Below are 25436 nucleotides of genomic sequence, written 5' to 3'. Positions count from 1 at the left end.
TCCAATCAGCGCCGCATGGTTTTCAGGATGTCGCGGATCTCGGTCAGCAATTCCTGTTCCGGGTTCGGCTTCGGCGCCGGTTTCTCGGCGTCGTTGCGCTTCAACCTGTTCATGAAGCGGATCACCACGAACAGCACGAAGGCGACGATCAGGAAGTTGAGCGTCAGCGTCAGGAAATTGCCCCAGGCCAGCACCGCGCCTTGCTTCTTGGCATCGGCGAGGTTGGTGGCGGTCACCGCGCTCGACAGCCCGGTGAAGTAGTTCGAGAAGTCGAGCCCGCCGGTGATCGCGCCGATCAGCGGCATAATGATGTCGCCGACCAGCGACGACACGATCGCGCCGAACGCCGCGCCGATGATGATGCCGACCGCGAGATCGACGACGTTGCCCTTCATCGCGAATTCGCGGAATTCTTTCAGCATCCGCAATCCTTGCTCAGAAGCCCGGCCGTCGCGACATTCGCCAATCGGACGCCCTAGTTGATCAGCCCGGCGTGGATCATGGCGCTGCGGATCACCGCACGGGTCGGCTCGGTGACCGGGATCAGCGGCAGCCGCACCTCTTCCTGGATGCGGCCGAGCAGCGCCAGCCCGTGCTTGGCGCCGGAGACGCCCGGCTCCTTGAACACCGCGTCGTGCAGCGGCACCAGCCGGTCCTGGATCTTCAGCGCGGCGGCATAGTCGCCCTTGGCGACGGCGATCATCAGGTCCGAGCAGGGCTTCGGCGCCACGTTCGACACCACCGAAATGCAGCCATGGCCGCCCGCCGCCATATAGGCCAGCGCGGTCATGTCCTCGCCGGAAAGCTGGATGAAATCCGGCCCCATGGCGTGGCGCTGCTGCGACACCCGGCTAAGATTGGCGGTGGCGTCCTTGACGCCGGCGATGTTCTTCAATTCGTAAAGCCTGGTCATGGTGTCGACCGACATGTCGACCACCGAGCGCGGCGGGATGTTGTAGATGATGATCGGAATGCCGATCGCATCGTTCACCGCCTTGAAGTGCAGATACATGCCCTCCTGGGTCGGCTTGTTGTAATACGGCGTCACCACCAGCACCGCGTCGGCGCCCGCGGCTTCGGCGTGCTGGGCCAGTTCGACGGCTTCCTTGGTGGAATTCGAGCCGGCTCCGGCGATCACCGGGACCCGGCCCTTGGCCTCCTGGACGCACCATTCCACCACCTTGTGGTGCTCGGCATGGCTGAGCGTCGGGCTTTCGCCGGTGGTGCCGACCGGCACCAGGCCGGCGGTTCCTTCGGAAATCTGCCAGTCCACCAGCTTGCGAAACGCCTCTTCGTCGAGCGAACCATTCTTGAAAGGCGTGACCAGGGCGGTGAAAGAGCCCCGAAATGCGGTGGTGGTGGCCAAAGCTGTTCTCCTGACTCGGCGCGGCCTCGAAAGAACACGCCGCGCCTGACTATTTTCAAAGCAATTCATACCGGGTCCGGAGCTTGCGCGAAAGGGCCGCGGCGGCCTCCCGGCGATCCGTTCGAGGGGCCGCGAGCGGTTCTGACGGCACCCCGAGCTGCGATGGCTCGGATAGCGGAATGAACCGCTGCGATCGATCAGCAGGCTTTTGAGGACAAGTCGGGGCGATCACCGTCTCGCCGCGGTCTGGACATCCATCATTTCATGCAATATATGAAGTTACATGAAACGAGATGGTCGATTGTCCGGCGTGCTCCACGTGCTGCTGCACATGATCGGCTTGGAACAGCCGACCACGTCGGAGCACCTCGCCAAGGCGATGATGACGAATCCCGTCGTCGTCCGCCGGATCATGGCGGGGCTGCGCGATGCCGGCTTCGTGCGGTCCGAAAAGGGGCATGGCGGCGGCTGGACGATCGCATGCGATCCCGCCGCGATCACATTGGCCGACATCTATCGCGCCGTCGGCGCCCCCGCCATCCTCGCCATGGGCCACCGGACGGAAAGCCCCGGCTGTCTTGTCGAACAAGCGGTCAATCACGCCCTCGACGGCGCCTTTCGCGAGGTCGAGACCGCCTTCATGGCGAAGCTCGGCGATGTCACGCTCGCGGTTCTCGCCAAGGATTTCAAACAGCGGCTCGCCAAATACGGCCAGACCCTCGAGGACCAAATCCATGCGGCATGATGAATCCACCAACATGAAGCCGGTCGATCCGAGCTACTGGGACAAGCTCGTCGCTGATTACGAAGCGCAGGCGCAGCCCTTCACCTCCTATTTCGCCGAGGCCGCGCTGCGGACGCTTCAGCTGGATCGATCCACCCGGCTTCTCGACATTGCCACCGGAACCGGCGCGGTGGCGCTGGCGGCGGCCCGGACCGGTGCGCAGGTGATGGCGATCGATTTCTCGGCCGGAATGGTGCAGCGGGTTCTGTCGCACGGCGTGCCGAACATCGAGGCCAGGCAGATGGACGGTCAGGCGCTGGAGCTGCCCGATGCCTCGTTCGACGCGGTGCTGTCGGTATTCGGCGTGATGCTGTTTCCCGATTGGCGCGCCGGCTTGCGCGAGATGGCGCGGGTGACGCGACCCGGAGGATCGGCGGTGGTGGCGGTCTGGAAGGATGAGGATGGCGCCGCGACGAACCTGCTGTTGTCGCAGCTCCGCAAGGCGCTCTATCCCGATCTGGCGCCGCCGCGACCGTTTCCGGGCATGATCGAATTGTCCGATCCGCAGCGCTTGTCCGCGGCGATGATCGACGCCGGTTTTGCCGAACCGTCGATCGAGGAGATCACGCATGATTCCCAATTGAAGCTTGCCGCGCTCGATGACGCCGACCGGCTGTTCGAGCTGATACCGGCCTGGAATACGCTCGCCCCCGAGCAGCGCGTCGCAGTGCTCGGTGAAATGCGCTCCCGTGCCGAGCAGGACCGCGTCGGTGACGTGCTGCCCATTCCCTCGACGGCGCTGATCGCGACCGCGCGCCGACGCTAGCAAGCGCCCCCACCCGGGGGGCGCAACCCGGATCACAATGCCGATCAGCAGTTTCGGCTAAGCTTCAGCGTTAGCGTTATATTCCGCGTCGGACACCTGCTCCAGCCAGGTGGCGAAGCTGCCGTCGAGCGCCTCCTGCATGGCGATATGGGTCATGCTGTTGCCGGGCGCCGCACCATGCCAGTGCTTTTCACCGGGCGGGATCCACACCGTATCGCCGGCACGGATCTCGCGCAGTGGCCCGCCGTCGAGCTGCACCCGGCCGACGCCCTCGACCACATAGAGCGTCTGGCCGAGCGGATGGGTGTGCCAATTGGTGCGGGCGCCGGGCTCGAACGCCACCCTCGTCGCCATCAAACGGGCCGGCGCGGGCGCCGCCACGATCGCATCCTGCCACACGGTCCCGGTGAAATACTCCGGCGGCGCGCGGCGCGTCGGCCGCGAACCGGCCTGATAGATCTCCATGGTGCCCTCCCGGTGCGCGGCCATGATTGGCCGCGCTTGTTTTTGATTGAATCGAGCGCTGACGCGCCCGGTCAGCCTTTGTTTAACCCTTGGCCTTCCAGGCGGCGTAGCGCGCCTTGGTGGCGTCGTTCATCGGATACAGGCCCGGCAGCAGCGCGCCGGCGTTGACCTCGTTGACGATCCAGCCTTCCATCCGTTCCTGCTCTTCGCCTTCGGCGAGCACGTGCTCGAGCATCGCCTGCGGGATCAGCACCGCGCCGTCCTGATCGGCAACCACGATATCGCCCGGAAACACCGCGACGCCGCCGCAGCCGATCGGCTCGCCCCAGCCGACGAAGGTCAGGCCCGCGACCGAGGGCGGCGCCGCTGCGCCATTGCACCACACCGGCAGCCCGGTGCCGAGCACGCCTTCGAGATCGCGCACCACGCCGTCGGTGATCAATGCGGCGACGTTACGCTTGGCCATCCGCGCGCACAGGATGTCGCCAAAGATGCCGGCGTCGCTGACGCCCATCGCGTCAACCACGGCGATGCAGCCCTCCGGCATCGCTTCGATCGCGGTGCGGGTGGAGATCGGCGACGACCACGACGCCGGCGTCGCCAGATCCTCGCGCGCCGGCACGAAGCGCAGCGTGAACGCTTCACCCACCAAACGCGCCTGCCCGGGACGCAGCGGACGCGCGCCGCGCATCCAGACGTTGCGCAGTCCCTTCTTCAACAGCACGGTGGTGATGGTCGCGGTGGAGACGCGAGCAAGAACGGCTTTGGCTTCGGCGGTCAACGACATGAATGAGCTTCCGATGAGATGAACTGTAACCGCATCTTGCTGCTGAGAGATGCGGCGTCAAGCCACGCAAACAGGCAACTGCGCTGTGAAACCAACCACCCATCAGCGGAGTTTATCGCGGTGTCGCGGGCGAGTTTATGCCCAGCAACGCTCCGCGCGATGTGAATTTTACTCGGCGATGAAACCCGCTATGAGACGTTCATACCTATGAGCTTGGAGGCTATGGTCACACCCCTTTCCCCGCCCCGCATCCTGCCGAGTGGCGACGCCGCGATCACCGTCGAGTTCGGCCGCGAGATCGATCAGCGTGCCAGTGAACGCGTGCTTGAACTCGATCGCGCGTTGGCCAATACGCCAATCGCCGGTGTCATTGAAACCGTGCCGACCTATCGCTCGTTGCTGGTGCACTACGATCCCGAACAGATCGGATTCGACGCGCTCGGGGGACAACTCACCGCGCTGGCGCAAGCGTCCTCGCAACCTTCCCCGGCGACGATCCGACACTGGCGGATTCCGGTGTGCTACGGTGGCGACTACGGCGTCGATCTCGACGACGTGGCCGGCTCGCTCGGACTTTCGCCGGACGAGGTCGTCAGGCGCCACGTCGCCGGTGATTACCGGGTGGCGATGATCGGCTTTACGCCGGGCTGGTCTTATCTCAGCGGGCTCGATCCTTCGTTGACCATGCCGCGGCGGCAAAGCCCGCGGCTGCTGACGCCCGCCGGCACCATCTCGATCGGCGGGGTACAGGCCGGCGTGCAGTGCCTGCCCGGCCCGAGCGGCTGGCATCTGCTGGGGCGCACTCCGGTGCGAACCTATCAGTTGCATCGCGAACCGATCTTTCTCTTGGAGCCAGGAGACATCGTGAGATTCTTTGCGATCGACGCCAAACAATTCGCCGAGCAGGACGCCGCCGCCGAACATGGCGCCATCGTCGCCGAGTTGGTGGCGTCATGAGCAAACTGATCGTCGACCGCGTTGGGCCTGCGACCTCGGTACAGGATGCCGGACGGCACGGCACGCAACGCTACGGCCTGCCGCCGAGCGGCGCGATGGACCCGCTCGCACTCGCCGCGGCCAACGCGCTGGTCGGCAACCCGTTGTTCGCCGCCGCGATCGAGATCGGCCCGCTCGGCGCGGCGTTCCGGGCGCGCGGTGCGGTTCGCATCGCGCTCAGCGGCGCGCCGCGTCCCGCCGATATTTCAGACCGCCCGTTGGCGAATAACAGCTCTGCCACGCTGCAGGACGGCGACGTGCTGACGCTCGGCGTGGCGCGCGGCGGGGTGTTCAGCTATCTGGCGATCGACGGCGGCATTCAAGGCGAACCGATGTTCGGCAGCCTCGCGGTCAACGCCCGCGCCGGGCTCGGCAGCCCCTATCCGCGACCGCTGCAGCAAGGCGACGAAATCTCCGCCCCCTTCGCCAGTGACGCGCCCGATCGAAGCATCGAGCTGCCCGCCGCATCGGAGCGGCCGATCCGCGTCGTGCTGGGACCGCAACACGACGAGTTCGGCGACGCCACGCAGTCTTTTCTCGATGCCGAGTGGCGAGTGTCGGCGGCGAGCGACCGGATGGGCTACCGGCTCGAAGGCGAGAGCATCCCGCATCTGCACGGCCACAACGTGGTGTCCGACGGCACCGTGAACGGCAGCATCCAGATTCCCGGCAACGGCCTGCCGATCGTGCTGATGCCCGACCGCGGCACCACCGGCGGTTATCCGAAAATCGCCACCGTGATCACCGCCGATCTCGGCCGCTTGGCACAGACCCAGGCCGGCCGCGGTTTCCGCTTCAAGGCCGTCAGCATGGCCGAGGCGCAGGCCGAGTACCGCACCATGGCAAAGCGGTTGCGCGGCCTGCCCGGCCTGGTGCACGATGCGCGCAGTTCATGGCTCGACCTCGACGCTTTGCACCGCGCCAATGTCGCCGGCACCGCCGTCAGCGCGTTCGACGGCTAGCGCATGATCGCGCGATCCCGCCGGATCGTGCGCAAACACCCCTTCAAATCCAGCGGAATGCACAACTAACATGACCACGATCGATCTGAATTGCGATCTCGGCGAGGGCTTCGGCGCCTGGCAGATGGGCAACGACGCGGCGATGATCGAACTCGCCAGCAGCGTCAACATCGCCTGCGGATTTCATGCCGGCGACGCCGACATCATGCGCAACACCGTGGCGCTGGCGAAGGCCGGCGGCGTCAGCATCGGCGCCCATCCCGGCTACCGCGACCTGCACGGCTTCGGCCGCCGCCCGGTCGCCGGCCTCAGCGCCGCCGAGATCGAGAATTTGGTGGCGTATCAGATCGGTGCGCTGCAGGCGGTTGCCTCGCTCGCCGGCCACAAGGTCACCCACGTCAAGGCGCACGGTGCGTTGTCCAACGTCGCCTGCGAGGACGACATGACCGCGAACGCCATCGCCGCCGCGATCAAGGCGGTGGATCGCAACCTGATCTTCGTGGTGCTGGCGAATTCGCGGCTGCTGAAGGCCGGCGAGGCCGCCGGATTGCCGCTGGCGCATGAAGTTTTCGCCGACCGCGCCTATGAGGACGACGCCACGCTGGTGTCGCGCAAGAAGCCCGGCGCGGTGCTGCACGATCCGGCACAGATCGCCGCGCGCGTGGTGCGGATGGTTCAAGACGGCGCGGTGGTCTCGGTCACCGGCAAGGCGATCAAGATGCGCACCGACACGGTGTGCATCCACGGCGATACCCCGGGCGCGGTCGAGATCGCGCGCGGCGTGCGGCAAGCGCTGAAAGCCGCCGGGATCGCGGTGGCACCGTTCGCCGGCGGCTAACTCTTCAGAACGGATGGTTCGACAGCGTGCCGAAGATCACCGCGGCGATCAACGCCAGCGCGGCGTAAGGCACGAGCGCGAGGATCTGCCGGCGCAGCCGCGCCGGAACCGAACTCCCAGGCAGATCGAACCTGCCGTCCAATGATGACTCGCTCATCTTCGCTCTCCATCTGCTCCGGCATAGGAAACGACCAACCGGCCGCAGACAAGTGGCGCGGGAAAATAGCGATGCGCACGCCGTGCCGGAGCGCAAAACCAGGCGATTTTTCTCTGCCCCGGGTTTGCCACAGGGGTTTCTTTCGCCGTCCGGACCGCCCCGTCAGCCTTGTATTGTGTCCGGATCGGGGTTAGCTGCTGCCATTCAACCGGACAGATCAGATCATGAACCAGGCGGCTGCGCCCAAAGTCAGCTTCGTTTCGCTCGGGTGCCCGAAGGCGCTGGTGGATTCCGAACGCATCATCACCAGGCTGCGCGCCGAGGGCTACGAACTCGCGCGCAAGCACGACGGCGCCGATCTGGTGATCGTCAACACCTGCGGTTTTCTCGACAGCGCCAAGAAGGAATCGCTCGGCGCCATCGGCGAAGCCATGGCCGCCAACGGCAAGGTGATCGTCACCGGCTGCATGGGCGCGGAACCCGAGCAGATCGAAGCCGCCTACCCCAACCTGTTGTCGATCACCGGCCCGCAGCAATATGAGAGCGTGCTCGACGCGGTGCATCGCGCGCTGCCGCCGTTGCACAATCCGCATCTCGATCTGGTGCCGGCGCAGGGCATCAAGCTGACGCCGCGGCACTACGCTTACTTGAAGATTTCCGAGGGCTGCAACAACCGCTGCAGCTTCTGCATCATTCCGAAGCTGCGCGGCGATCTGGTATCACGGCCGGCCGGCGAGGTGTTGCGCGAGGCCGAGAAACTGGTGAAGGCCGGGGTCAAGGAATTGCTGGTGGTGTCGCAAGATACCTCGGCCTACGGCGTCGACCTGAAATACGCCGAGAGCCCGTGGCAGGATCGCAACGTGCGCGCCCGGTTCTACGATCTCGCGAAAGAGCTCGGCGAACTCGGCGCCTGGGTGCGGCTACAATATGTCTACCCCTACCCGCATGTCGACGAGGTGATCGGGCTGATGGCGCAGGGCAAGGTGCTGCCCTATCTCGACATCCCGTTCCAGCACGCCAGTCCCGAAGTCTTGAAGCAGATGAAGCGCCCGGCGGCGCAGGACAAGACGCTGGCGCGTATCAAGCAGTGGCGCGAGATCTGCCCAGAACTGACGCTGCGCTCGACCTTCATCGTCGGCTTTCCCGGCGAGACCGACAGCGACTTCGCCTATCTCCTCGATTGGCTGGAGCAGGCCGAGATCGACCGCGTCGGCGCATTCAAATACGAGGCGGTGCGCGGCGCCACCTCGAACGCGCTACCGGATCAGGTCAGCGACGAGGTCAAGACCGAGCGCTGGAACGCGTTGATGGCGCGGCAGCAGAAGATCTCGGCGCGGCGGCTGAAGCGCAAGGTCGGCACACGGCAGCAGGTGATCATCGATGAGGTGGGGCCGACCGTCTCGAAGGGCCGCTCCAAAGCCGACGCGCCGCAGATCGACGGCAGCGTGTATCTGACGAGCCGCCGGCCGCTGCGGGTCGGCGAAATCGTTACCGCCAAGATCGAACGCGCCGACGCCTACGATCTGCACGGCAGCGTCGCGGGGTTTTAGAGCAAACTGAAAGGCGTCGTGTCCCGGGCGCGGCGCAGGGCCTTGGCGCTGCTCCGCAGAACCGGGACCGTTACGCGCGCCGCGTTCCGTAACGGCCCCGGCTCTGCAGCACGCCACGCCCATGGGCGTGGCGTGCTTTGTCCGGGGCACGTTTCCTGATCTCGAAGAGTGTAGCCGGGATGAACGACGATCTTCTTCTACGGCTTCAGAATCGACGCCCCCGTCGTGGCGCGGCTTTCCAGATCGATATGCGCCTTGGCGACGTCCTTCAGTGCGTAGGCGTGGTTGATCTGGATGTGCAGCGTGCCCTCGATGATCGCCGAGAACAGCGCATCGGCGCCTTCGATCAGCTCTGAGCGCTTGCTGATATAATCATTGAGCTTCGGTCGCGTAGCGAACAGCGAGCCGTGGTTGTTGAGCTCGCTGAGCGCGAACGGCGGCACCGGACCGGAGGCGTTGCCGAAGCTGACGAACAGGCCGCGCGGCTTGATGCAGGACAGCGAACCCGGAAACGTGGTCTTGCCGACGCCGTCATAGACCACGTCGCAGAGTTCGTTGCGGCTGATCTGCTTGATCCGCGCGACGAAGTCTTCCTGGGTGTAGATGATGACGTGGTCGCAGCCGGCCGCCAGCGCGATGTCGGCCTTGGCTTTCGAGCCCACCGTGCCGATGACGTTGGCGCCGAGCGCCTTGGCCCACTGACATGCGAGCAGCCCGATGCCGCCGGCGGCGGCGTGTATCAGCACGCGGTGCCCGGGCTCGACCTTGAAGGTCTTGTGCAGCAGATACCACACCGTCAGCCCCTTCAGCATCAGCACCGCGCCCTGCTCGTAGGTGATGTGATCGGGCAGCTTGACCAGTTTGTCGGCGGGGATGTTGCGCTCGGTGGCATAGGCGCCGAGGTTGTAATAATAGGCGACGCGGTCGCCGGGATGAAAATTGGTCACGCCGGGGCCGACCGCGACCACTTCGCCGGCGGCCTCGTTGCCGGGAATGAACGGCAGGCCCGGCGCCTTGTAGAGCCCGGTGCGGAAATAGACGTCGATGAAGTTCAGGCCGACGGCGTGCTGGCGAATCCGGACCTCGCCGGTCCCCGGCTCCGGCAGATCGATCGCCTCATAGACCAGGGCTTCCGGTCCTCCGACCTTGTGCACCCGTACCGCCTTCGTCATCCAGTCCTCCTCGAAATCGTCGCGCCAAACGAAGGCTATCGTCGCAGCATTGTCAACTGAATCGCTTGCCGTAACGGGCGGATCGCGATCATCGACGGGCGCGCCGCACTAGGCGAATGACCGCGTCGCCGCAGCCGATGTAAAGCGCGATCGCGCACAGCGACGCGGACACCGCCAGGTGCACTCTGAAATCCTCGACCAGCACGAAGATCGCGAGCACCGCCCAGATCGCGATCAGCGCCAGGTTGAGGATTCGCAGCCGTTGCACCCGCACCGGATGAATCACGTGCAAAGGAATGAAGGTCAGCACGATCAGCGCCGCGATGCCGAGGCTGGCCAGCCATGGCGAGGGATGCAGCAGGAACAGGTAGAACGCCGCCGCATTCCACAGCGCCGGAAAGCCGCGGAAGTGATTGTCTGCGGTCTTCATGCGACGATCGGCGAAGTACAACGCACTGCTCATCACGATGCCGATGCCGAGCAGTGGTGCGGCGAGCGGCAGCAGCATGCCGCTGGCGGTGATCGCATAGGCCGGCACGAACACGTAGGTGACGAAATCGACCACCAGGTCGAGCGTATCGCCGGACCAGTCCGGCTGCAGCCGCGCCACGTCGAGCCGCCGCGCCAGCGGCCCGTCGAGCCCGTCGACCAACAGCGCCACGCCGAGCCAGCCGAACATCGCCGCCCAATGCTCGCGCACCGCTTCCAACAGCGCGATCAGCGCAATTCCGGCGCCGAGCGCCGTCAACAGATGCACGCCGAACGCGGCGGCGCGCCGCGCAGGCGAGGAAGTCGGCAACTCGGGCTGGCCGGGCGAGGTCATTATTCGGCTGCTTATCAGGAAATCCGCAGTTTTGCATATCCAGGGCCGCGGCGGTCGGCCGCGCGAATCAGAACGCGACGATTCTGCACCGGCGCGGGCTTGAAAAAGCCCCGGCGAGCGTCAATTGTGAGCCATGGATGATATTCTCGCAAAGCCGAACCATTTCGACGTCGTCGTGATCGGCGGCGGCCCCGCCGGCGTAGCGGCCGCCATCGCCATCGCCGTGACCGGCGCGAGCACCGCCTTGGTCGCCCGCCGGCTGCCCTATGCCGACAATCGCACCACCGCCCTGCTCGGCGATTCGGTCGACCTGTTGGAACGATTGGATGTCTGGCGGCGCTGCGCCGGCAAGTCGGCGGCGTTGCGCATGATGCGGCTGGTCGACGATACCGGCCGGCTGATCCGCGCCCCGGAGGTGCGGTTCGCCGCCAATGAAATCGGCCTCGACGCGTTCGGCTACAACATCGAAAACCGCACGCTGATGCTGGCGCTGGAAGAACGCGCCGCCGAACTGCCCACCCTCACCAGGTTCGACGATGAGGCGGCAAGCATCATTCCGGAGGAAACCACCGCGGTGGTCACCACCCGCGCCGGCGAGACCATCTCGGCGCCGTTGGCGATCGGCGCCGACGGGCGCAAATCGGCCTGCCGAGAGGCTGCCGGCATCAAGGTGAAGAGCCGCGCGCTGAACCAGTCGGCGCTGACCTTCAACGTCAGCCACGCCCGGCCGCATCAGAACATCTCCACCGAGTTTCATACCGGGCATGGCCCCTGCGTATTCGTGCCCTTGCCCGGCAAACGCTGCAGCGTGGTCTGGGTCGCGGATCCGAACGACGCCGAACGTTTAATGTCGCTGAGCGACGCCGATCTGTCGGCCGCCGCCGAAGGGCAATCGCATTCGATCCTCGGCACCATGAGCGTCGAGCCGGGACGCAACCTGTTTCCGCTGGCGATCGAACGGCCCGATCATTTCGCCGCGCAGCGCATCGCGCTGGTCGGCGAAGCCGCCCACGTCATCCCGCCGATCGGCGCACAGGGACTGAACATGGGTCTGCGCGATGCCGCCGACATTGCGGAAATCGTGCGCGCCGCGCTCGTCGCCGGCGAAGATCTCGGCGCACCGGCGGTGCTGTCGCGGTTCGAAAGCGCCCGCCGGCTCGACGTCGCCAGCCGCACCTTGGCGATCGACGTCGCCAACCGCTCGCTGCTGAGCGACCTGTTGCCGGTGCAGGCGGCGCGCGCGCTCGGCATGCATCTGCTCGGCGGCGTCGGCCTGCTGCGGCGCTTGGCGATGCGCGAAGGTCTGGCGCTGGCCTGGCGTCCCGGCCGGCATTGAAGCCGCCGACTAAAACGCGATCTGACCGGTCCTGATCAGCCACATCACGCTGGTCAGCGTCAGCACCGAGACGAAGGTGCCGGTCAGCACCGCGACCGAAGCCGGCTCGACCCAGCTGTTGTATTGCCGGGCGATCACGAACACATTCAGCGCCGGCGGCAGCGAGGCCATCAGCACCGCCGTCGCCGCCCATTCCGGCGTGAACGGCCCCATCGCCATCATCAGCCCGGCGATGATCAGCGGATGCAGCACCAGCTTGATCATCACGACGGCCGGGATCTCCCACGGGACCCGCCCGAACGGCCGCAGCGCCACGGTGACACCGAGCACGAACAACGCCACCGGCGCGGCGGCGTTCTGCAGGAACTGCAGGGTGTTGTCGACCGCGACCGGAACTTGCAGGTGCAAGGCCGCGGCCAGCGCCCCGCAATAGGCCGCGACGATCAACGGATGAAAGATGATGGCGCGCGACACCATGCCGATCGTCGACAGCAGCGACCCGCGGTCGCCGGTCAGCGCCATCAGCAGCGGGACCAATGAGAATAGCAGGATGCTGTCGAAACAGAAGATCAGCGCGGTCGGCACCGCGGCCTTGGGGCCGAGCACCGCCAGCGCCAACCCGGGTCCCATATAACCGATATTGCCGTACCCCCCAGCCAATGCCGCCATCGTGGTTTCGCGCAGCGACAGCCGGCCGGTCCAGCGCGCCGCCGCGCCCGACAGCAGAAAGGCGCAGCTGGTGCCGAGCGTGGTCGCCACCACGAACGGCAGGTTGTTGAGTTCCTCGAACGGCGTCCGCGACATGATCCGGAAGAACAGCGCCGGCAGCGAGACGTACAGCAGGAAGAAATTCATCCAGGCCAGGCCGTTTTCCGGCAGCCGCTTCCAGCGGCCGCAGGCAAAGCCGACAAAGATCAGGCCGAAATAGGGAAGCGCCAGGTTCAGAATGTCGAGCATTGATGAATCGACGTTATTCGTGATTATCGGCGCCAGGGCGGGCGGTTCGGCGCGGCGGACACGACATACGATTCATCGGTTTCCCCTAGCATCGGCCACAATCCTGGTTTATTCGACGAAGGATGATCAAGACCAGAACCGCCAGGTTTCAGATTGGACAGATCGTGCGCCACCGGATTTTCTCATTCCGCGGCGTGATTTTTGATATCGACCCGGAATTCAACAACACCGAGGAATGGTGGCTGTCGATCCCCGAAGAGGTGCGGCCGCACAAGGATCAGCCGTTCTATCACCTGCTCGCCGAAAATTCGGACTCCGAATACGTCGCCTATGTCTCCGAGCAGAACCTGCTGCCGGATGAATCCGGCGAGCCGATCCGCCACTCGCAAGTGGCCGAGATATTCGTCAAGGACAAATCGGGCAGCTATCGGCCGCGCAATCCGTCACTGAACTGATTGCCGGCGGCGCGGCTTGGCGAACGGATTGCCAGCCGGATCGCGGCCCTGGCGGCGGCATAGCATCCTGCATCGCTCCGCTTTCGTCGGCCGCTTGCCCAGCCATCGCCGCCCGCACAAACTCCGCCCGCATACAACAAAGGGGAGCGCGAGGCTCCCCTTCTTGCGATCTCACAAGCCCCGGCCGGCTTACTTCGCCGCCGGGTTGGCCGCAGCGGGCTGCTGCGCCTCGAGCTTCTTGCGCTGCTCTTCGGCGCGCTTCTGCAGCTCTTCCTGCAGCTTCTTCTGGGTCTCTTCGAACTGCTTCGGGTCGGTCGGCGGGCCGTCATAGGCTTTGGCGAATTCCGCCAGCGGCAACGGCAACGTCAGCGGCGCGCCGTTCGAATTGATCGCCTGGACGATCAGGTTCTGGCCCTTCTTGAGGTTGGCGAGCAGTTCCGGCGTGACTTCGTAGTCCGACATGCAGCCGTTGGCGAAGCAGATCACATAAGGGCTCTGCGCCGGCGGGTTGTTATCGACGATGACCCGCGTTCCATGCACCAGCTGCATGCCGAGCGGCAGCGTGACCCGCAGGATCTTTTTCGGCTCGCCTTCCGGCTCGATGATCACCGCGGCGATCACCGGCTGGCCGGATTCGATTCGGCCGTCTTTGCCGGTGAAGCAGACCTGCTTGGCGTTGGCATCCTGCCCCTTCAGGCAGAACTTAGTCCACGGTGCGTAGATCAGCTGCACCTGCTGGTCGGCCGGCGGAACGGCCGGCGCCTGGGCTCCGGGCGCTGCCTTGGGCGCCGCCTTCGGTGCTGGCGCGGCTTTCTGAGCCGCCTTCGGAGCGGCGGGCGGCTGCTGCGCCTGCGCCGCAGGAATCACGGTCATGGCGGTCATTGTTGCCGCCAGCAGAGCGATAGCCCGCCCGCGCGGCAAGGCCGACGCGGCCAAGAGACGGAAATTCATTGCGGAGACCCTTTCTGAAGCGGTAACGCACCCGCAAATGATTGCGAGCGCTGACATCTCACCGGTCGGCGGCTGTCTCGGTGCCAATTGGGGCGGATACGTGACAGGACCTGCGGCGTGGTCAATGGCCCGCATTCAATACAACGGCGGGCGAAAAGATCAATGCCGGCTACAACTCTCTGGTGACATGGCGGATCCCTCCCCGCCGGCTGTGGTAAAATTTCGCCGTGGGAGTCAGCGAATCACATCGTCATCCGCTGCTGCAGGCCGCCGGCCGGCTGATGAGCCGGCTCGCGGCGGCTGGCACGGCCGTGATCATCGGATCCGTGGCGGCTTCGGCCGCCGATCCTGCCCCTGCAGTTTCTAGCCATGGCATCGCCATGCACGGCGCGCCGGCGCTGCCCGCCGATTACGTCCAGATGCCCTACGTCAATCCGCAGGCTCCGAAGGGCGGCAGGCTGATCCTGGGCCTGCTCGGCGCCTTCGACAGTCTCAATCCGCTGATCGTCAAAGGTCTCGCCGTGCAGCAGATCCGCGGCTACGTCATCGAAAGCCTGATGGCACGGGGCAATGACGAGGCCTTCACGCTGTACGGCCTGTTGGCGCAGAGCGTCGAGACCGACGACGCCCGCAGCTACGTCACCTTTCGAATCGACCCGCGGGCGCGGTTCGCCGACGACCATCCGCTGCGCGCCGACGACGTGATCTTCTCCTGGCAATTGCTGCGCGACAAGGGCCGGCCCAATCACCGGATGTACTACGCCAAGGTCGCCAAGGCGGAAGCGCTCGATTCCCTCACCGTGCGATTCGATTTCGGCGGCAGCAGCGACCGCGAACTGCCGTTGATTCTCGGGCTGATGCCGGTGCTGCCGAAGCACGCGGTCAATGTCGAGACCTTCGAAGAAACCTCGCTCGCCGCCCCGCTCGGCTCCGGTCCCTATCGCGTCAGCGCGGTTCGACCGGGCGCCAGCGTGACGTTGACCCGCAATCCGAACTATTGGGGCCGCGATCTGCCGGTCAATCGCGGGCTGTGGAATTTCGACGAGGTCCGGCTCGACTACTATCGCGAGGCCAACGGGCTATTCGAAGCCTTCAAGCGCGGGCTGTACGATGCCCGGGTGGAGAACGAGCCGCTGCGCTGGCACGAGGGCTATGACTTCCCGGCGGCGCGCCATGGCGAGGTGATCCGCGACACGATCAAGACCGGACTGCCGCAGCCTTCGGAATATCTGGTGTTCAACACCCGGCGCCCGGTGTTCGCCGATATCAGGGTCCGCGAGGCGCTGACGCTGCTGTTCGATTTCCAGTGGATCAATCGCAACTACTTCTATGGCCTGTATGCCCGTTCCGCCGGCTACTTCGCCGGCTCCGAACTGTCGGCCTATGCCCGCCCCGCCGGTCCCCGCGAGCGCGAATTGCTTGGGCCGCTGCTTGACCGGCTGCCTGCGGCGATCATCGACGGCAGCTATCGGCTGCCCGCCGGCGACGGCTCCGGCCGCGACCGCGAAGCGCTGCGACAAGCGCTGGCGCTGCTGGCGCAAGCCGGCTTTGAGCTCGACGGCACCGCCTTGCGGCAGCGCTCGACCGGCCAGCAACTGAGCTTCGAGATGCTGGTGACGACCCGCGATCAAGAGCGCATCGCGCTGGCTTTCGTCCGCGATCTCAAGCGCGCGGGTATTCAAGCCAACGTCCGCGCGGTCGACGGCGTGCAGTTCGACCAGCGCCGCCTGGCCTTCGATTTCGACATGATCCAGAACCGCTGGGACCAATCGCTGTCGCCGGGTAATGAACAGTCGTTCTACTGGGGGAGTGCGGCGGCGGACAATCAGGGCACCCGCAATTACATGGGCGCCAAGGACCCGGCGATCGACGCGATGATCGCGGCCTTGCTGGAAGCGCGCGATCGCCCCGACTTCGTGTCCGCAGTGCGGGCCTTAGACCGCGTCCTGATGGCGAGGTTCTACGCAATTCCAGCGTATAACGTGCAAGAACAATGGATCGCCCGCTGGAATCGGATAGAACGGCCTAGGGCCAACGCCTTGTCCGGCTATCTGCCCGAAACCTGGTGGCACGCGCCACCGACGTTGCAAAGGTGATCCTGTGAATCAGAGCAACGCGTCACCGACGCTCGACGGGCTGTTTCGCCGGATCCTTGCCCGCCAGCCCCACGCCGTGGCGCTGATCGATCCCGACAACAAGCTGAGGATCACCGGCCAGCCGCCGCAGCGGCTCACATTTGCGCAGGCCGACCAGGCGATTTCCTCGCTGGCGGCGCATTTCATTGCCGCCGGGCTGCCGGCCAACGCGGTGATCGCCGTTCAAATGCCGAACTGCGTCGAGTTCTTCCTGACGGTCCTGGCCGCGCACCGCGCCGGCCTGGTCGTGGCGCTGTTGCCGCAACTCTGGCGGCAGGCGGAATTGACCGTTGCGCTGAACCGCACCGGCGCACGCGCGATCGTCACCACCAGCCGGATCGACGGCGTCAGCCACGCAAATCTGGCGATGGACGCCGCCGCCGAGGCGTTTTCGATCCGCCATGTCTGCGGCTTCGGCAGCGATCTTCCGGAGGGCATGGCCTCGCTCGATGCGGCCATGACCCAACCTGCCGAACCCGCCCCGGTCCGCCAGGACGCCCGGCGCGCCGCGATCATCTCGTTCGACGTCACCGCCAACGGATTCCGCCCGGTGCCGCGAACCCATTTGAACCTGATCGCGGGCGGATTGGTGCTGTCGCTGGAAAGCCGGCTGACCCAGGGCGCCTCCATCCTGTCGGCGATGGTCCCCTCGTCGTTTGCCGGCCTGACCTCGTCGCTGGTGGTGTGGCTGCTCACCGGCGGCAGCTTGGCGCTGCACCATCCTTTCGACGCCGAGAGTTTCGAGCAACAGATCGTTGAGCTGGAATGCGATGCCCTCAGCGCGCCGGCGGGATTGGCGCTGCGCCTGGCGGAGAACGGCGTACTGGCGAGCGCACCGAAGCTGCGCAACGTCATGGCGCTGTGGCGCGCGCCCGAACAGGTGATGTCCAGCCCGGCGTGGCCCGCCGGAGCCTCCGCACTGACCGACGTCTATCTGTTCGGCGAGGCCGGATTGCTCGCCGCCCACCGTCCCGAGGATGGCATGCCGTTGCCGATCAAGCTCGGCGTTCACGGCGCCCCGCGCGGTGCTGCGGGGTCGTCGAATGCCGGCGAACTCTTGCTGACGCCGAACAGCACGCTGGCGCTGCGGGGCCCGATGGTACCGGTCGCGGCCTATGCCCCGGACCCCTCGAACCGGATCGAGATCGATAGCGCGCCGCCCGACTACGTCGACACCGGCTATGCGGCGCGGACCGATCGTACCACCGGGGCCCTGTGCGTGACCGCGCCGCCGGCCGGAATTATGGCCGTCGGCGGTTATCGATTCCTGTCGCAGGACCTGTTGGAATGGGCGAAACGGCTCGGACAAGGCGCGCTGTTGACCGCCTTGCCGGATCGGCTCAGCGGCTATCGCCTGGCCGGACGCGCCAAGGACAATGCAAGGGCGCGCGAAGCGCTCGCCGAACTGGGGCTGAATCCGCTCATGGTTGAAGCGTTTCGGGACAGTTCCTCACAGAGTGATTCAAATCGACAGGCGACGTTGACGGGGCATTAAGCGCAACGGGGCTAGGTTCGGGGCTTCCAAACAGAGTGCCCGGTTGTCCATGTCCCATCAAGGCCCGATCATCCTTGTCTCCTCCCCGACCCCGGCGGCGCTGACCGCGGCGCTGTCGGATGCGAACTTGTTTCCAGTCATTGACGCGGCCTGGTCAGAGGTCGCCGAAGCGGTCGAGCGCTTGCAGCCGGCGGCCGTGGTGGTGTCCGGCGACTATGAAGAACGCGCCATGGCCGCGCTGGCCGGGCAGATCTCCGCCAAACAACCCTACATTCCGCTGATCGTCACCGACCCGAGCGGACCGCTGCCGCGCAATGCGATCAGCTTTGCATCGCTCGAAGGCCAGTTCGATCGGCTGGTGCCGCGACTGCGCGCGGCGTTGCGGGTGCGGACGCTGCATGCCACCGTGCTGCGCCGGATTGCCGCCGATCCCGAACTCCGCGGCTCGCTGGCGCGAACCGATCCTCTGGATGAAGCGACGGTGCTGCTGATCGGACGCGGCTCCGGCTATCCGGCGCTGTCGGTGGCACTCGGCGAACGGCTCGGCGTGGTCGGGACCCTGAGCATCGAAGGCGCCGCCAGGCATCTCAATGCACGCGACCTCAACGGCATCATCCTCGGCGAAGGCTTCAGCCCGCGCGTGGTCGACGCCTTCCTCACCGTGCTGTCCGAGGACGCCCGCTTCCGCAATTTTCCGATCCTGGTCACCGTCCCCGGGGTGACCGCGGGCTACGACCTGCCCAATCTCGAACTCGCCTCGGGCGATCCGCTGCGCGCGGTGGACGACGCGCTGCCGCTGATCCGGCAACATGCCTTCGAGGCCAGACTCGGTCGAACGCTGCAATCCATCGATGCCGGCGGCCTGCTCGATCCGCGCACCGGCCTGTTGACGGTCGCTGCCTTCGATCGCGACTTCGCCACGGCGGTGTACCACTCGCACGACCGCGGCAGCGGGCTTTCGGTGGCGAAGTTCGCCTTCGATCAGAACGACGATCGCGTGCTGATGGACGCCGCGCGGATCGTCAGCCGGCTGATGCGCAAGATGGATTTCGGCACGCTGCAGGACGACGGTTCGATCATCGTGGTGTTCGCCGAAACCGATCTGCGCAACGCGCACGCCATCGCGCGGCGGCTGTCCAGCGTGATGCGGCAGACCTCGCACAGCGCGCGTCGGGAATCCCGCATCGATCCCACCGTGACCGTGGCGACGCTGCTGCCGAACGACTCCGCACGTGCGGTGCTTGGACGCTTGTCGCAGGACGGCCGGCGCGCGGCATCCTGAGCGCGCCGCACGCCGCCATCGGCAGCCTTGCCGGTGGCCGTTTTCGTTGCGGCAAACTTGTGACCTACGCCGCCTTGCGGTCTTCCGCCAAATTGGCGAGCTGGCGCAGGATTTCGGTGGTGCCGATCAGCCGCTCCTCCGGGGTTTCCCAGTCCTGCAGGAACACCACCTTCATATCCGGGCGCACCTTGGCGGCCTTGCCGTGCTGCTTGATGAAGAACACCAGCCGGTCCGGCTGCGCGAACGAGTTGTCGCGGAACGAGATCACCACGCCCTTCGGGCCGGCATCGACCTTCTCGACATTGGCCCGGCGGCAATACGCCTTGATCGCGGCGACCTTGAACAGATAGCGCACCTCGTCGGGCAATAGACCAAAGCGGTCGCGTAGTTCGGCGGCGAAGGCGTCGATCTCCTCGTCGGTGTCGAGATCGGCGAGCCGGCGATACAGCGACAGCCGCACCGACAGGTCGGCGACGAACTCTTCGGGGATCAGCACCGGCATGCCGATGGTGATCTGCGGCGACCAGCGGTCGGCGACCGGCTCGACCACGCCGGCCTTGAGGTTGACGATCGCCTCTTCCAGCATCGATTGGTAGAGCTCGAAGCCGACCTCCTTGATGTGGCCGGACTGTTCTTCGCCCAAGAGATTGCCGGCGCCGCGGATGTCGAGATCGTGCGAGGCGAGCTGGAAGCCGGCGCCGAGCGTCTCCAGCGATTGCAGCACTTTGAGCCGGCGCTCCGCCTGCGCGGTGATCTGATGCTGCGACGGCAGCGTGAACAACGCATAGGCGCGCAGCTTGGAACGCCCGACCCGGCCGCGCAGCTGATAGAGCTGCGCCAGGCCGAACATGTCGGCGCGGTGCACGATCAGCGTGTTGGCGTTGGGGATGTCGAGGCCACTCTCGACGATCGTGGTCGACAGCAGGATGTCGTATTTGCCGTCGTAGAACGCCGACATGATGTCCTCGATCACCGTCGGCGGCATCTGGCCGTGGGCCACCGCGACCTTCATCTCCGGGACGTGCTTGTCGAGGAAATCCTTCACACCGGCGAGGTCTTCGATGCGCGGGCAGACATAGAACGCCTGGCCGCCGCGGTAGCGCTCGCGCAGCAGCGCCTCGCGGATCATCAACGGATCGTGCGGCGCGACGAAGGTGCGCACCGCCAGACGATCGACCGGCGGCGAGGCGATGATCGACAGATCGCGCACCCCGGTCAGCGCCAACTGCAGCGTGCGCGGGATCGGCGTGGCGCTCAGCGTCAGCACGTGCACCTCGGCGCGCAGCTGCTTCAGCCGTTCCTTGTGGCTGACGCCGAAATGCTGTTCCTCGTCGACCACGATCAGCCCGAGGTCCCTGAACTTGATCGACTTGCCGAGCAGCGCGTGGGTGCCGACCACGATGTCGATGGCGCCTTCGGCGATGCCCTTCTTGACCTTTGCGAGTTCTTTCGGCGGCACCAGCCGCGAGGCCTGCCCGACATTGACCGGAAAGCCGCGGAAACGCTCGGTGAAATTGCGCGCGTGTTGCCGCGCCAGCAGCGTGGTCGGCACCACCACGGCGACCTGCTTGCCTTCCATCGCCACCGCAAAGGTGGCGCGCAGCGCCACCTCGGTCTTGCCGAAGCCGACGTCGCCGCAGACCAGCCGGTCCATCGGCTTGCCACTTTCCAGATCGTGCAGCGAGGCCTGGATCGCGCCGAGCTGATCCTCGGTCTCGTCGTAAGGGAAGCGTGCGCAGAACTCGTCATACAGATGCGGCTGCACGACCAATTTCGGCGCTTCGCGCAAATGCCGTTCGGCGGCGATCTTGATCAGCTCGCCGGCCATTTCGCGGATGCGGTTTTTCAGCTTGGCCTTGCGAGCCTGCCAACCCGAACCGCCGAGCCGATCCAATTCCACATGGGCGTGGTCGGAGCCATAGCGCGACAGCAGTTCGATATTTTCGACCGGCAGAAACAGCTTGGTATCGGCGGCGTAGTGCAGCTCGAGGCAGTCATGCGGCGCGCCGCCGACCTCCAGCGTCTGCAGCCCGACGAAGCGACCGATGCCGTGCTCGACATGGACCACGAGGTCGCCGGCGGCGAGACTCGTCACTTCGGAAATGAAATTGTCGAGCTTGCGGCTGGCCTTGCGCGGCCGCACCAGGCGGTCGCCGAGAATGTCCTGCTCGCTGATCACCGCGACGCTGTCGGTCTCGAAGCCGGCTTCCATGCCGACCACCGCCAGCATCGCCTCGTTGCGCGGCGTCGCCTGCACCGTGCGCCAGGAATTCACCGAGGTGAGGTTGAGCAGCTTGTGGTCCCTCAGCATGCTCGCCATGCGGTCGCGCGAGCCTTCGCTCCACAGCGCTACCACCACCTTCTTGCGCTGGCCCTGCAACGCCAGCACATGCGCGACCACGGCTTCGAACACGTTGACCGCGGCGTCGGCGCGCTCCGGCGCGAAGTTGCGGCCGGCCCTTGCTGCGGCATCGATGACGTGGCCGTCGTCGGCCGGCACCGCGAACGGCGTCAGCCGCGCCAGCGCCACGCCTTGCAGGCACTTCTCCCATTCGGGTTCGGCCAGATACAGCCGGTCAGGCGGCAACGGATTGTAGATCGCGCCGCCGCCGGGGATGTCCCGCGCCTCGCGCCGCGCCAGATAGTAGTCGCCGATCTGCTTGAAGCGTTCGCGCGCGGCATCCTCGCCCTGCGGTTCGATCGCGATCGGCGTGCGGTCGAGATAGTCGAACAACGTGTCCATCCGCTCCTGGAACAAGGGCAGCCAGTGCTCCATGCCGGGATAGCGGCGGCCTTCGCTGACCGCTTCGTAGAGCTGATCGTCGCGCAGCGGCGCGCCGAATTCGGCGACATAGCCCATGCGGAATTTGCGGATGGTGTCGGTGACCAGTTGGAATTCCGAGATCGGCACCAGATCGAGCGCGCGCATGTCGAGCAGCGTGCGCTGGGTCTCGGCGTCGAAGGTGCGGATCGATTCCAGCGTGTCGCCGAAGAAGTCGAATCGCACCGGCTGGTCGAGGCCGGCCGGAAACAGATCGAGGATGCCGCCGCGCACCGCGTATTCGCCGGGCTCGCGCACCGTCGAGGAACGGTTGTAGCCGTTGTGCTCGAGCCAGGCGACGATCGACTCCATCGACACCGCGTGGCCGGGCGCCACCGACAGCGCCTGCGCGGCGATCACTTCGCGCGCCGGCACCCGCTGCACGATGGCGTTGACCGTGGTCAACACGATCAGCGGCTTGTCGCTGCCCTTCAGCCGCGACAGCCGCGCCAGCGTGGTCAGCCGCTGCGCCAGCACGCCGCCGTGCGGCGATACCCGGTCATAGGGCTGACAATCCCAGGCCGGGAATTGCATCACCGCAAGATCCGGCGCGAAGAATTCCAGCGAGCGCGCCAGCTGCTGCATCCGCGGGCCGTCGCGGCAGATCACCGCGAGCGACACCGCCGGCGGCTTCGGCCGCGCCGCGACCGCGCGCGCCAGATCCGACACGATCAGCCCTTCGGCGCTCTCGGCGACGTTGGCGAAGGTCAGAGCCTGTCCGGGGGCGAGCAGCTCCGCGGGCGAGCGGGTCGGTGATTTCATGCGTCGCGGTCCATATTGCCGTAGGTCTTGACGCGCTCGAACAGCCCGCCTTGGAATGGCGCCGGCAGCGCTGCGTCGCCGGTCACCGCGGCGTAGAGATCGTGATCGGTGAGTTCGATCAGCCGCTCCAATTCGTCGACTTCGCCGTCGGTCAAGCTGCCGATCTCGGCGTCGGCAAACTGGCCGAGGATCAGATCCATCTCGCGGGTGCCCCGGTGCCAGCATTGGAACAGTAGCCGCTTGCGCCGGACGTCGAGGCCGCCGCTGGATCGTGTCGTTCCTGTCATTGTCTCAACCTGTCTGAACGCCGAAAGCCCGGACGTGCCGGGCGCGCCTGCTATAGCGGTCGGCGGCGGCGCTGTCAGCCTCTGATCGCGCATTGCATTCGGCGCAAAATGCATCCAATCGTCGTCGATTGCAGGCAACGCCATGTGCCCAGAGTCGTTCGATGCGCCCTCCGCTGCTCAATCCATTATTCGCGCCCGTGACCAGCCTGCCCGGCGTCGGGCCGAAGCAGGACAAATTGTTCCGTTATCTGCTCGACCGCAGCGAGACGCCGCGGCTGGTCGATCTGTTGCTGCATCTGCCGGTCAGCGTGATCGATCGCAGGGCACGGCCGAAGATCCGCGACGCGGTGCCGGGCTCGATGGTGACGCTGGAAGTCACCGTCGATCGGCATCGCCCGGCGCCCGGCGGCCGCTCGCGCGCGCCGCATCTGGTCTATGCCAGCGACGACACCGGCGACGTGGTGCTGACCTATTTCCGCGCCCAGCCGGGCTATGTCGAGAAACTGCTGCCGGTCGGCGAAAAGCGTTACGTCTCCGGCACCGCGCAGATGTTCGACGGCACGCTGCAGATCGTGCATCCCGATCGCGTGGTCGACGAGGCCGGCCTCGCTTTGCTCTCCGGCATCGATCCGGTCTATCCGCTCACCGAGGGACTCGCCGTCGGATCATTGCGCCGCGCCGTCGCGCAGGCGTTGCTGAAATTGCCGACGCTGCCGGAATGGACCGCGCCGGAGGTGATGCGACGTTGCGGCTTTGCGCCGTTCGCCGAGGCGCTGCAGCGGGTGCATCGCCCGGTCGAGCTCACCGACATCCTGCCCGACGGGCCGTTCTGGTCGCGGCTGGCCTATGACGAACTGCTCGCCGGGCAACTCGCGCTGGCGCTGGTGCGCGCGCAGTTGCGCAGGCCGGCCGGCACCCGCAATGCCGGCGATGGCGGATTGCGGGCCAAGATCATCGACGCGCTGCCCTACGCGCTGACGGCCTCGCAGCAGGCTGCCGCCGCCGCGATCGCCGAGGATCTGCGGCAGCCGGTGCGGATGCTGCGGCTGCTGCAGGGCGATGTCGGCTCCGGCAAGACCGTGGTGGCGTTGCTCGCCGCGGCTGCCGTCGCCGAGGTCGGCAAACAGGCGGCGCTGATGGCGCCGACCGAAATTCTCGCCCGCCAGCATTTCAAGACCGTCGCGCCGCTCGCCGCGCAGGCCGGGTTGCGCGTGGCGATTCTCACCGGCCGCGAGAAAGGCAAGGAGCGCCGCGAGATTCTGGCCGCGCTCGCCAGCGGCGAGATTCATTGTCTGGTCGGCACCCACGCGCTGATCCAGGACGACGTGGTGTTCAACGATCTGGCGTTGGCGGTGGTCGACGAGCAGCATCGCTTCGGCGTGCGCGAACGCCTCGCTCTCACCAACAAGGGCGCTGCGGTCGACGTGCTGGTGCTCAGCGCCACGCCGATCCCGCGCACGCTGGTGTTGAGCTATTTCGGCGACATGGACCTGTCGGAATTGCGCGAGAAGCCGGCCGGCCGGCAGCCGATCGACACCCGCGCGGTGCCCAACAGCCGGCTCAACGAGGTGATGGACGCGGTCGGCCGCGCGCTCGCCGCCGGCAAGCTGGTGTACTGGATCTGCCCGCTGGTCGAGGAATCCGAAACCGTCCATCTCACCGACGCCGAGCAGCGCTTCGAGAGCCTGAAATTCCGCTATGGCGACCGCGTCGGTCTGGTGCACGGCAAGATGCGCGGCCCCGACAAGGACCGGGTGATGGCGCAATTCGCTGCCCACGAGATCGGCCTGTTGGTCGCCACCACCGTGGTCGAGGTCGGCGTCGACGTGCCGGACGCCACCATCATGGTGATCGAGAATGCCGAGCGTTTTGGGCTTGCGCAATTGCATCAGCTGCGCGGCCGGATCGGCCGCGGTTCGGAATCCTCGACCTGCCTGCTGCTCTACAAGGAGCCGCTCGGCGAGATGTCGGCGGCGCGGCTGCGGGTGATCCGCGAGACCACCGACGGCTTCCGGATCGCCGAGGAAGACCTCAAGCTGCGCGGCGAAGGCGACGTGCTCGGCACCCGGCAGAGCGGCCTGCCCGGCTATCGCATCGCGCGGCCCGAGGTGCACGCGCAGCTGATCTCGCAAGCGCGCGACGAGGCGCTGCAGATCCTCAAGGACAATCCGAAGCTCAAGGGCGAGCGTGGCGAGGCGCTGCGCTGCCTGCTCTATCTGTTCGAACGCGACGAGGCGCTGCCGCTGATCGGCGCGGGGTAATCATCGTCGCATGGCGTCATTCCGGGGC

23 protein-coding genes are annotated in these 25436 nt (G+C 66.2%); 12 read left to right on the top strand and 11 right to left on the bottom strand.

Annotated features, from left to right (window positions below; all coding sequences use genetic code 11):
- Positions 1-5: 5 nt before the first annotated feature.
- Both mscL and dapA read right to left on the bottom strand, forming a co-directional pair.
- On the bottom strand, positions 6-422 hold the full coding sequence (mscL, locus tag RPC_RS13165) for a large conductance mechanosensitive channel protein MscL (protein ID WP_011473076.1): 417 nt from the start codon (positions 420-422) through the stop codon (positions 6-8).
- Between the two features lie 53 nt (positions 423-475).
- Complete coding sequence (dapA, locus tag RPC_RS13160) at positions 476-1366, bottom strand: 4-hydroxy-tetrahydrodipicolinate synthase (RefSeq protein WP_041801790.1); 891 nt, start codon at positions 1364-1366, stop codon at positions 476-478.
- A gap of 283 nt (positions 1367-1649) precedes the next feature.
- Between dapA and RPC_RS13155 the strand changes: the two genes are divergently transcribed.
- Both RPC_RS13155 and RPC_RS13150 read left to right on the top strand, forming a co-directional pair.
- Complete coding sequence (locus RPC_RS13155) at positions 1650-2111, top strand: Rrf2 family transcriptional regulator (RefSeq protein WP_011473074.1); 462 nt, start codon at positions 1650-1652, stop codon at positions 2109-2111.
- Positions 2101-2916: a class I SAM-dependent methyltransferase gene (locus tag RPC_RS13150; protein WP_011473073.1), complete on the top strand. Its 816-nt coding sequence runs from the start codon at positions 2101-2103 to the stop codon at positions 2914-2916. The genes RPC_RS13155 and RPC_RS13150 overlap by 11 nt, the downstream gene beginning before the upstream one ends.
- 57 nt (positions 2917-2973) lie before the next feature.
- On the opposite strand, the gene RPC_RS13145 is transcribed toward RPC_RS13150, so the two are convergent.
- Positions 2974-3381 carry a (R)-mandelonitrile lyase gene (locus RPC_RS13145; protein WP_011473072.1) on the bottom strand — a complete coding sequence of 136 codons (408 nt, stop codon included), beginning with the start codon at positions 3379-3381 and terminating at the stop codon, positions 2974-2976.
- Positions 3382-3463: 82 nt separating this feature from the next.
- Positions 3464-4168 carry a ribonuclease activity regulator RraA gene (locus RPC_RS13140; protein WP_011473071.1) on the bottom strand — a complete coding sequence of 235 codons (705 nt, stop codon included), beginning with the start codon at positions 4166-4168 and terminating at the stop codon, positions 3464-3466.
- Positions 4169-4390: 222 nt separating this feature from the next.
- Here RPC_RS13140 and pxpB point away from each other — a divergent pair, with 222 nt between their 5' ends.
- From pxpB to RPC_RS13125, 3 genes are all read left to right on the top strand, one after another.
- Positions 4391-5125 (top strand): 5-oxoprolinase subunit PxpB, encoded by a 735-nt coding sequence (gene pxpB, locus RPC_RS13135; protein ID WP_041801788.1) that lies wholly within the window; start codon positions 4391-4393, stop codon positions 5123-5125.
- Positions 5122-6126: a biotin-dependent carboxyltransferase family protein gene (locus RPC_RS13130; RefSeq protein WP_011473069.1), complete on the top strand. Its 1005-nt coding sequence runs from the start codon at positions 5122-5124 to the stop codon at positions 6124-6126. The genes pxpB and RPC_RS13130 overlap by 4 nt, the downstream gene beginning before the upstream one ends.
- Before the next feature lie 70 nt (positions 6127-6196).
- Positions 6197-6964, top strand: coding sequence for a LamB/YcsF family protein (locus RPC_RS13125; RefSeq protein WP_011473068.1), 768 nt, complete (start codon positions 6197-6199; stop codon positions 6962-6964).
- A gap of 4 nt (positions 6965-6968) precedes the next feature.
- Here RPC_RS13125 and RPC_RS26200 read toward each other — a convergent pair whose 3' ends face one another.
- A complete protein-coding gene (locus tag RPC_RS26200; protein WP_157043204.1) occupies positions 6969-7121 on the bottom strand; it encodes a hypothetical protein in 153 nt (50 codons plus the stop codon).
- Between the two features lie 224 nt (positions 7122-7345).
- On the opposite strand from RPC_RS26200, the gene rimO reads away from it, so the two are divergent.
- The gene (gene rimO / locus RPC_RS13120; RefSeq protein ID WP_011473066.1) at positions 7346-8671 is read left to right on the top strand and encodes a 30S ribosomal protein S12 methylthiotransferase RimO; all 1326 of its coding nucleotides are present in this window, start codon (positions 7346-7348) and stop codon (positions 8669-8671) included.
- Between the two features lie 197 nt (positions 8672-8868).
- Here rimO and RPC_RS13115 read toward each other — a convergent pair whose 3' ends face one another.
- Together RPC_RS13115 and pcsA are read right to left on the bottom strand one after the other, a co-directional pair.
- Positions 8869-9843 (bottom strand): quinone oxidoreductase family protein, encoded by a 975-nt coding sequence (locus tag RPC_RS13115; protein WP_011473065.1) that lies wholly within the window; start codon positions 9841-9843, stop codon positions 8869-8871.
- A gap of 88 nt (positions 9844-9931) precedes the next feature.
- Positions 9932-10666 (bottom strand): phosphatidylcholine synthase, encoded by a 735-nt coding sequence (gene pcsA, locus RPC_RS13110; protein ID WP_011473064.1) that lies wholly within the window; start codon positions 10664-10666, stop codon positions 9932-9934.
- Positions 10667-10799: 133 nt separating this feature from the next.
- On the opposite strand from pcsA, the gene RPC_RS13105 reads away from it, so the two are divergent.
- Positions 10800-12002, top strand: a complete 1203-nt coding sequence (locus tag RPC_RS13105) for a UbiH/UbiF family hydroxylase (RefSeq protein ID WP_011473063.1) — start codon at positions 10800-10802, stop codon at positions 12000-12002.
- A gap of 9 nt (positions 12003-12011) precedes the next feature.
- Here the strand turns inward: RPC_RS13105 and RPC_RS13100 are convergent, their stop codons facing one another.
- On the bottom strand, positions 12012-12959 hold the full coding sequence (locus tag RPC_RS13100; RefSeq protein ID WP_011473062.1) for an AEC family transporter: 948 nt from the start codon (positions 12957-12959) through the stop codon (positions 12012-12014).
- A 122-nt stretch (positions 12960-13081) separates the two neighbouring features.
- Here RPC_RS13100 and hspQ point away from each other — a divergent pair, with 122 nt between their 5' ends.
- Positions 13082-13414 (top strand): heat shock protein HspQ, encoded by a 333-nt coding sequence (gene hspQ / locus RPC_RS13095; RefSeq protein ID WP_011473061.1) that lies wholly within the window; start codon positions 13082-13084, stop codon positions 13412-13414.
- Positions 13415-13603: 189 nt separating this feature from the next.
- Here the strand turns inward: hspQ and RPC_RS13090 are convergent, their stop codons facing one another.
- Entirely contained in the window at positions 13604-14365 is a 762-nt protein-coding gene (locus RPC_RS13090) for an invasion associated locus B family protein (RefSeq protein ID WP_011473060.1), read from the bottom strand.
- Between the two features lie 281 nt (positions 14366-14646).
- Here RPC_RS13090 and RPC_RS13085 point away from each other — a divergent pair, with 281 nt between their 5' ends.
- Genes RPC_RS13085 through RPC_RS13075 form a run of 3 tightly spaced genes read left to right on the top strand, consistent with a single transcriptional unit; the run spans position 14647 to position 19277 of the window.
- The gene (locus tag RPC_RS13085) at positions 14647-16461 is read left to right on the top strand and encodes an extracellular solute-binding protein (RefSeq protein WP_011473059.1); all 1815 of its coding nucleotides are present in this window, start codon (positions 14647-14649) and stop codon (positions 16459-16461) included.
- A gap of 4 nt (positions 16462-16465) precedes the next feature.
- Positions 16466-17995: an AMP-binding protein gene (locus RPC_RS13080; protein WP_011473058.1), complete on the top strand. Its 1530-nt coding sequence runs from the start codon at positions 16466-16468 to the stop codon at positions 17993-17995.
- Positions 17996-18044: 49 nt separating this feature from the next.
- Positions 18045-19277: a hypothetical protein gene (locus RPC_RS13075; protein ID WP_011473057.1), complete on the top strand. Its 1233-nt coding sequence runs from the start codon at positions 18045-18047 to the stop codon at positions 19275-19277.
- A gap of 64 nt (positions 19278-19341) precedes the next feature.
- On the opposite strand, the gene mfd is transcribed toward RPC_RS13075, so the two are convergent.
- The gene (gene mfd, locus RPC_RS13070) at positions 19342-22860 is read right to left on the bottom strand and encodes a transcription-repair coupling factor (RefSeq protein ID WP_011473056.1); all 3519 of its coding nucleotides are present in this window, start codon (positions 22858-22860) and stop codon (positions 19342-19344) included.
- Positions 22857-23147, bottom strand: coding sequence for a succinate dehydrogenase assembly factor 2 (locus RPC_RS13065; protein ID WP_011473055.1), 291 nt, complete (start codon positions 23145-23147; stop codon positions 22857-22859). Before RPC_RS13065 ends, mfd begins: the two co-directional genes overlap by 4 nt.
- A gap of 128 nt (positions 23148-23275) precedes the next feature.
- Between RPC_RS13065 and recG the strand changes: the two genes are divergently transcribed.
- A complete protein-coding gene (recG, locus tag RPC_RS13060; RefSeq protein ID WP_085978888.1) occupies positions 23276-25408 on the top strand; it encodes an ATP-dependent DNA helicase RecG in 2133 nt (710 codons plus the stop codon).
- Positions 25409-25436: the final 28 nt, after the last annotated feature.

It is taken from the genome of Rhodopseudomonas palustris BisB18 (assembly GCF_000013745.1).
Taxonomy (GTDB): Bacteria; Pseudomonadota; Alphaproteobacteria; order Rhizobiales; family Xanthobacteraceae; genus Rhodopseudomonas_A; species Rhodopseudomonas_A palustris_F.
The sequence above is the reverse complement of the archived record's forward strand: the minus strand, read 5'-3'. Positions and strand labels throughout refer to the sequence as shown.

Bases quoted from the DNA above. Each gene is read 5' to 3' on its own strand.
- mscL (WP_011473076.1), bottom strand. From the start codon at position 422: ATGCTGAAAGAATTCCGCGAATTCGCGATGAAGGGCAACGTCGTCGAT.
- RPC_RS13155 (WP_011473074.1), top strand. From the start codon at position 1,650: ATGAAACGAGATGGTCGATTGTCCGGCGTGCTCCACGTGCTGCTGCAC.
- RPC_RS13150 (WP_011473073.1), top strand. From the start codon at position 2,101: ATGCGGCATGATGAATCCACCAACATGAAGCCGGTCGATCCGAGCTAC.
- RPC_RS13145 (WP_011473072.1), bottom strand. From the start codon at position 3,381: ATGGAGATCTATCAGGCCGGTTCGCGGCCGACGCGCCGCGCGCCGCCG.
- RPC_RS13140 (WP_011473071.1), bottom strand. From the start codon at position 4,168: ATGTCGTTGACCGCCGAAGCCAAAGCCGTTCTTGCTCGCGTCTCCACC.
- pxpB (WP_041801788.1), top strand. From the start codon at position 4,391: ATGGTCACACCCCTTTCCCCGCCCCGCATCCTGCCGAGTGGCGACGCC.
- RPC_RS13130 (WP_011473069.1), top strand. From the start codon at position 5,122: ATGAGCAAACTGATCGTCGACCGCGTTGGGCCTGCGACCTCGGTACAG.
- RPC_RS13125 (WP_011473068.1), top strand. From the start codon at position 6,197: ATGACCACGATCGATCTGAATTGCGATCTCGGCGAGGGCTTCGGCGCC.
- RPC_RS26200 (WP_157043204.1), bottom strand. From the start codon at position 7,121: ATGAGCGAGTCATCATTGGACGGCAGGTTCGATCTGCCTGGGAGTTCG.
- rimO (WP_011473066.1), top strand. From the start codon at position 7,346: ATGAACCAGGCGGCTGCGCCCAAAGTCAGCTTCGTTTCGCTCGGGTGC.
- RPC_RS13115 (WP_011473065.1), bottom strand. From the start codon at position 9,843: ATGACGAAGGCGGTACGGGTGCACAAGGTCGGAGGACCGGAAGCCCTG.
- pcsA (WP_011473064.1), bottom strand. From the start codon at position 10,666: ATGACCTCGCCCGGCCAGCCCGAGTTGCCGACTTCCTCGCCTGCGCGG.
- RPC_RS13105 (WP_011473063.1), top strand. From the start codon at position 10,800: ATGGATGATATTCTCGCAAAGCCGAACCATTTCGACGTCGTCGTGATC.
- RPC_RS13100 (WP_011473062.1), bottom strand. From the start codon at position 12,959: ATGCTCGACATTCTGAACCTGGCGCTTCCCTATTTCGGCCTGATCTTT.
- hspQ (WP_011473061.1), top strand. From the start codon at position 13,082: ATGATCAAGACCAGAACCGCCAGGTTTCAGATTGGACAGATCGTGCGC.
- RPC_RS13090 (WP_011473060.1), bottom strand. From the start codon at position 14,365: ATGAATTTCCGTCTCTTGGCCGCGTCGGCCTTGCCGCGCGGGCGGGCT.
- RPC_RS13085 (WP_011473059.1), top strand. From the start codon at position 14,647: ATGAGCCGGCTCGCGGCGGCTGGCACGGCCGTGATCATCGGATCCGTG.
- RPC_RS13075 (WP_011473057.1), top strand. From the start codon at position 18,045: ATGTCCCATCAAGGCCCGATCATCCTTGTCTCCTCCCCGACCCCGGCG.
- mfd (WP_011473056.1), bottom strand. From the start codon at position 22,860: ATGAAATCACCGACCCGCTCGCCCGCGGAGCTGCTCGCCCCCGGACAG.
- RPC_RS13065 (WP_011473055.1), bottom strand. From the start codon at position 23,147: ATGACAGGAACGACACGATCCAGCGGCGGCCTCGACGTCCGGCGCAAG.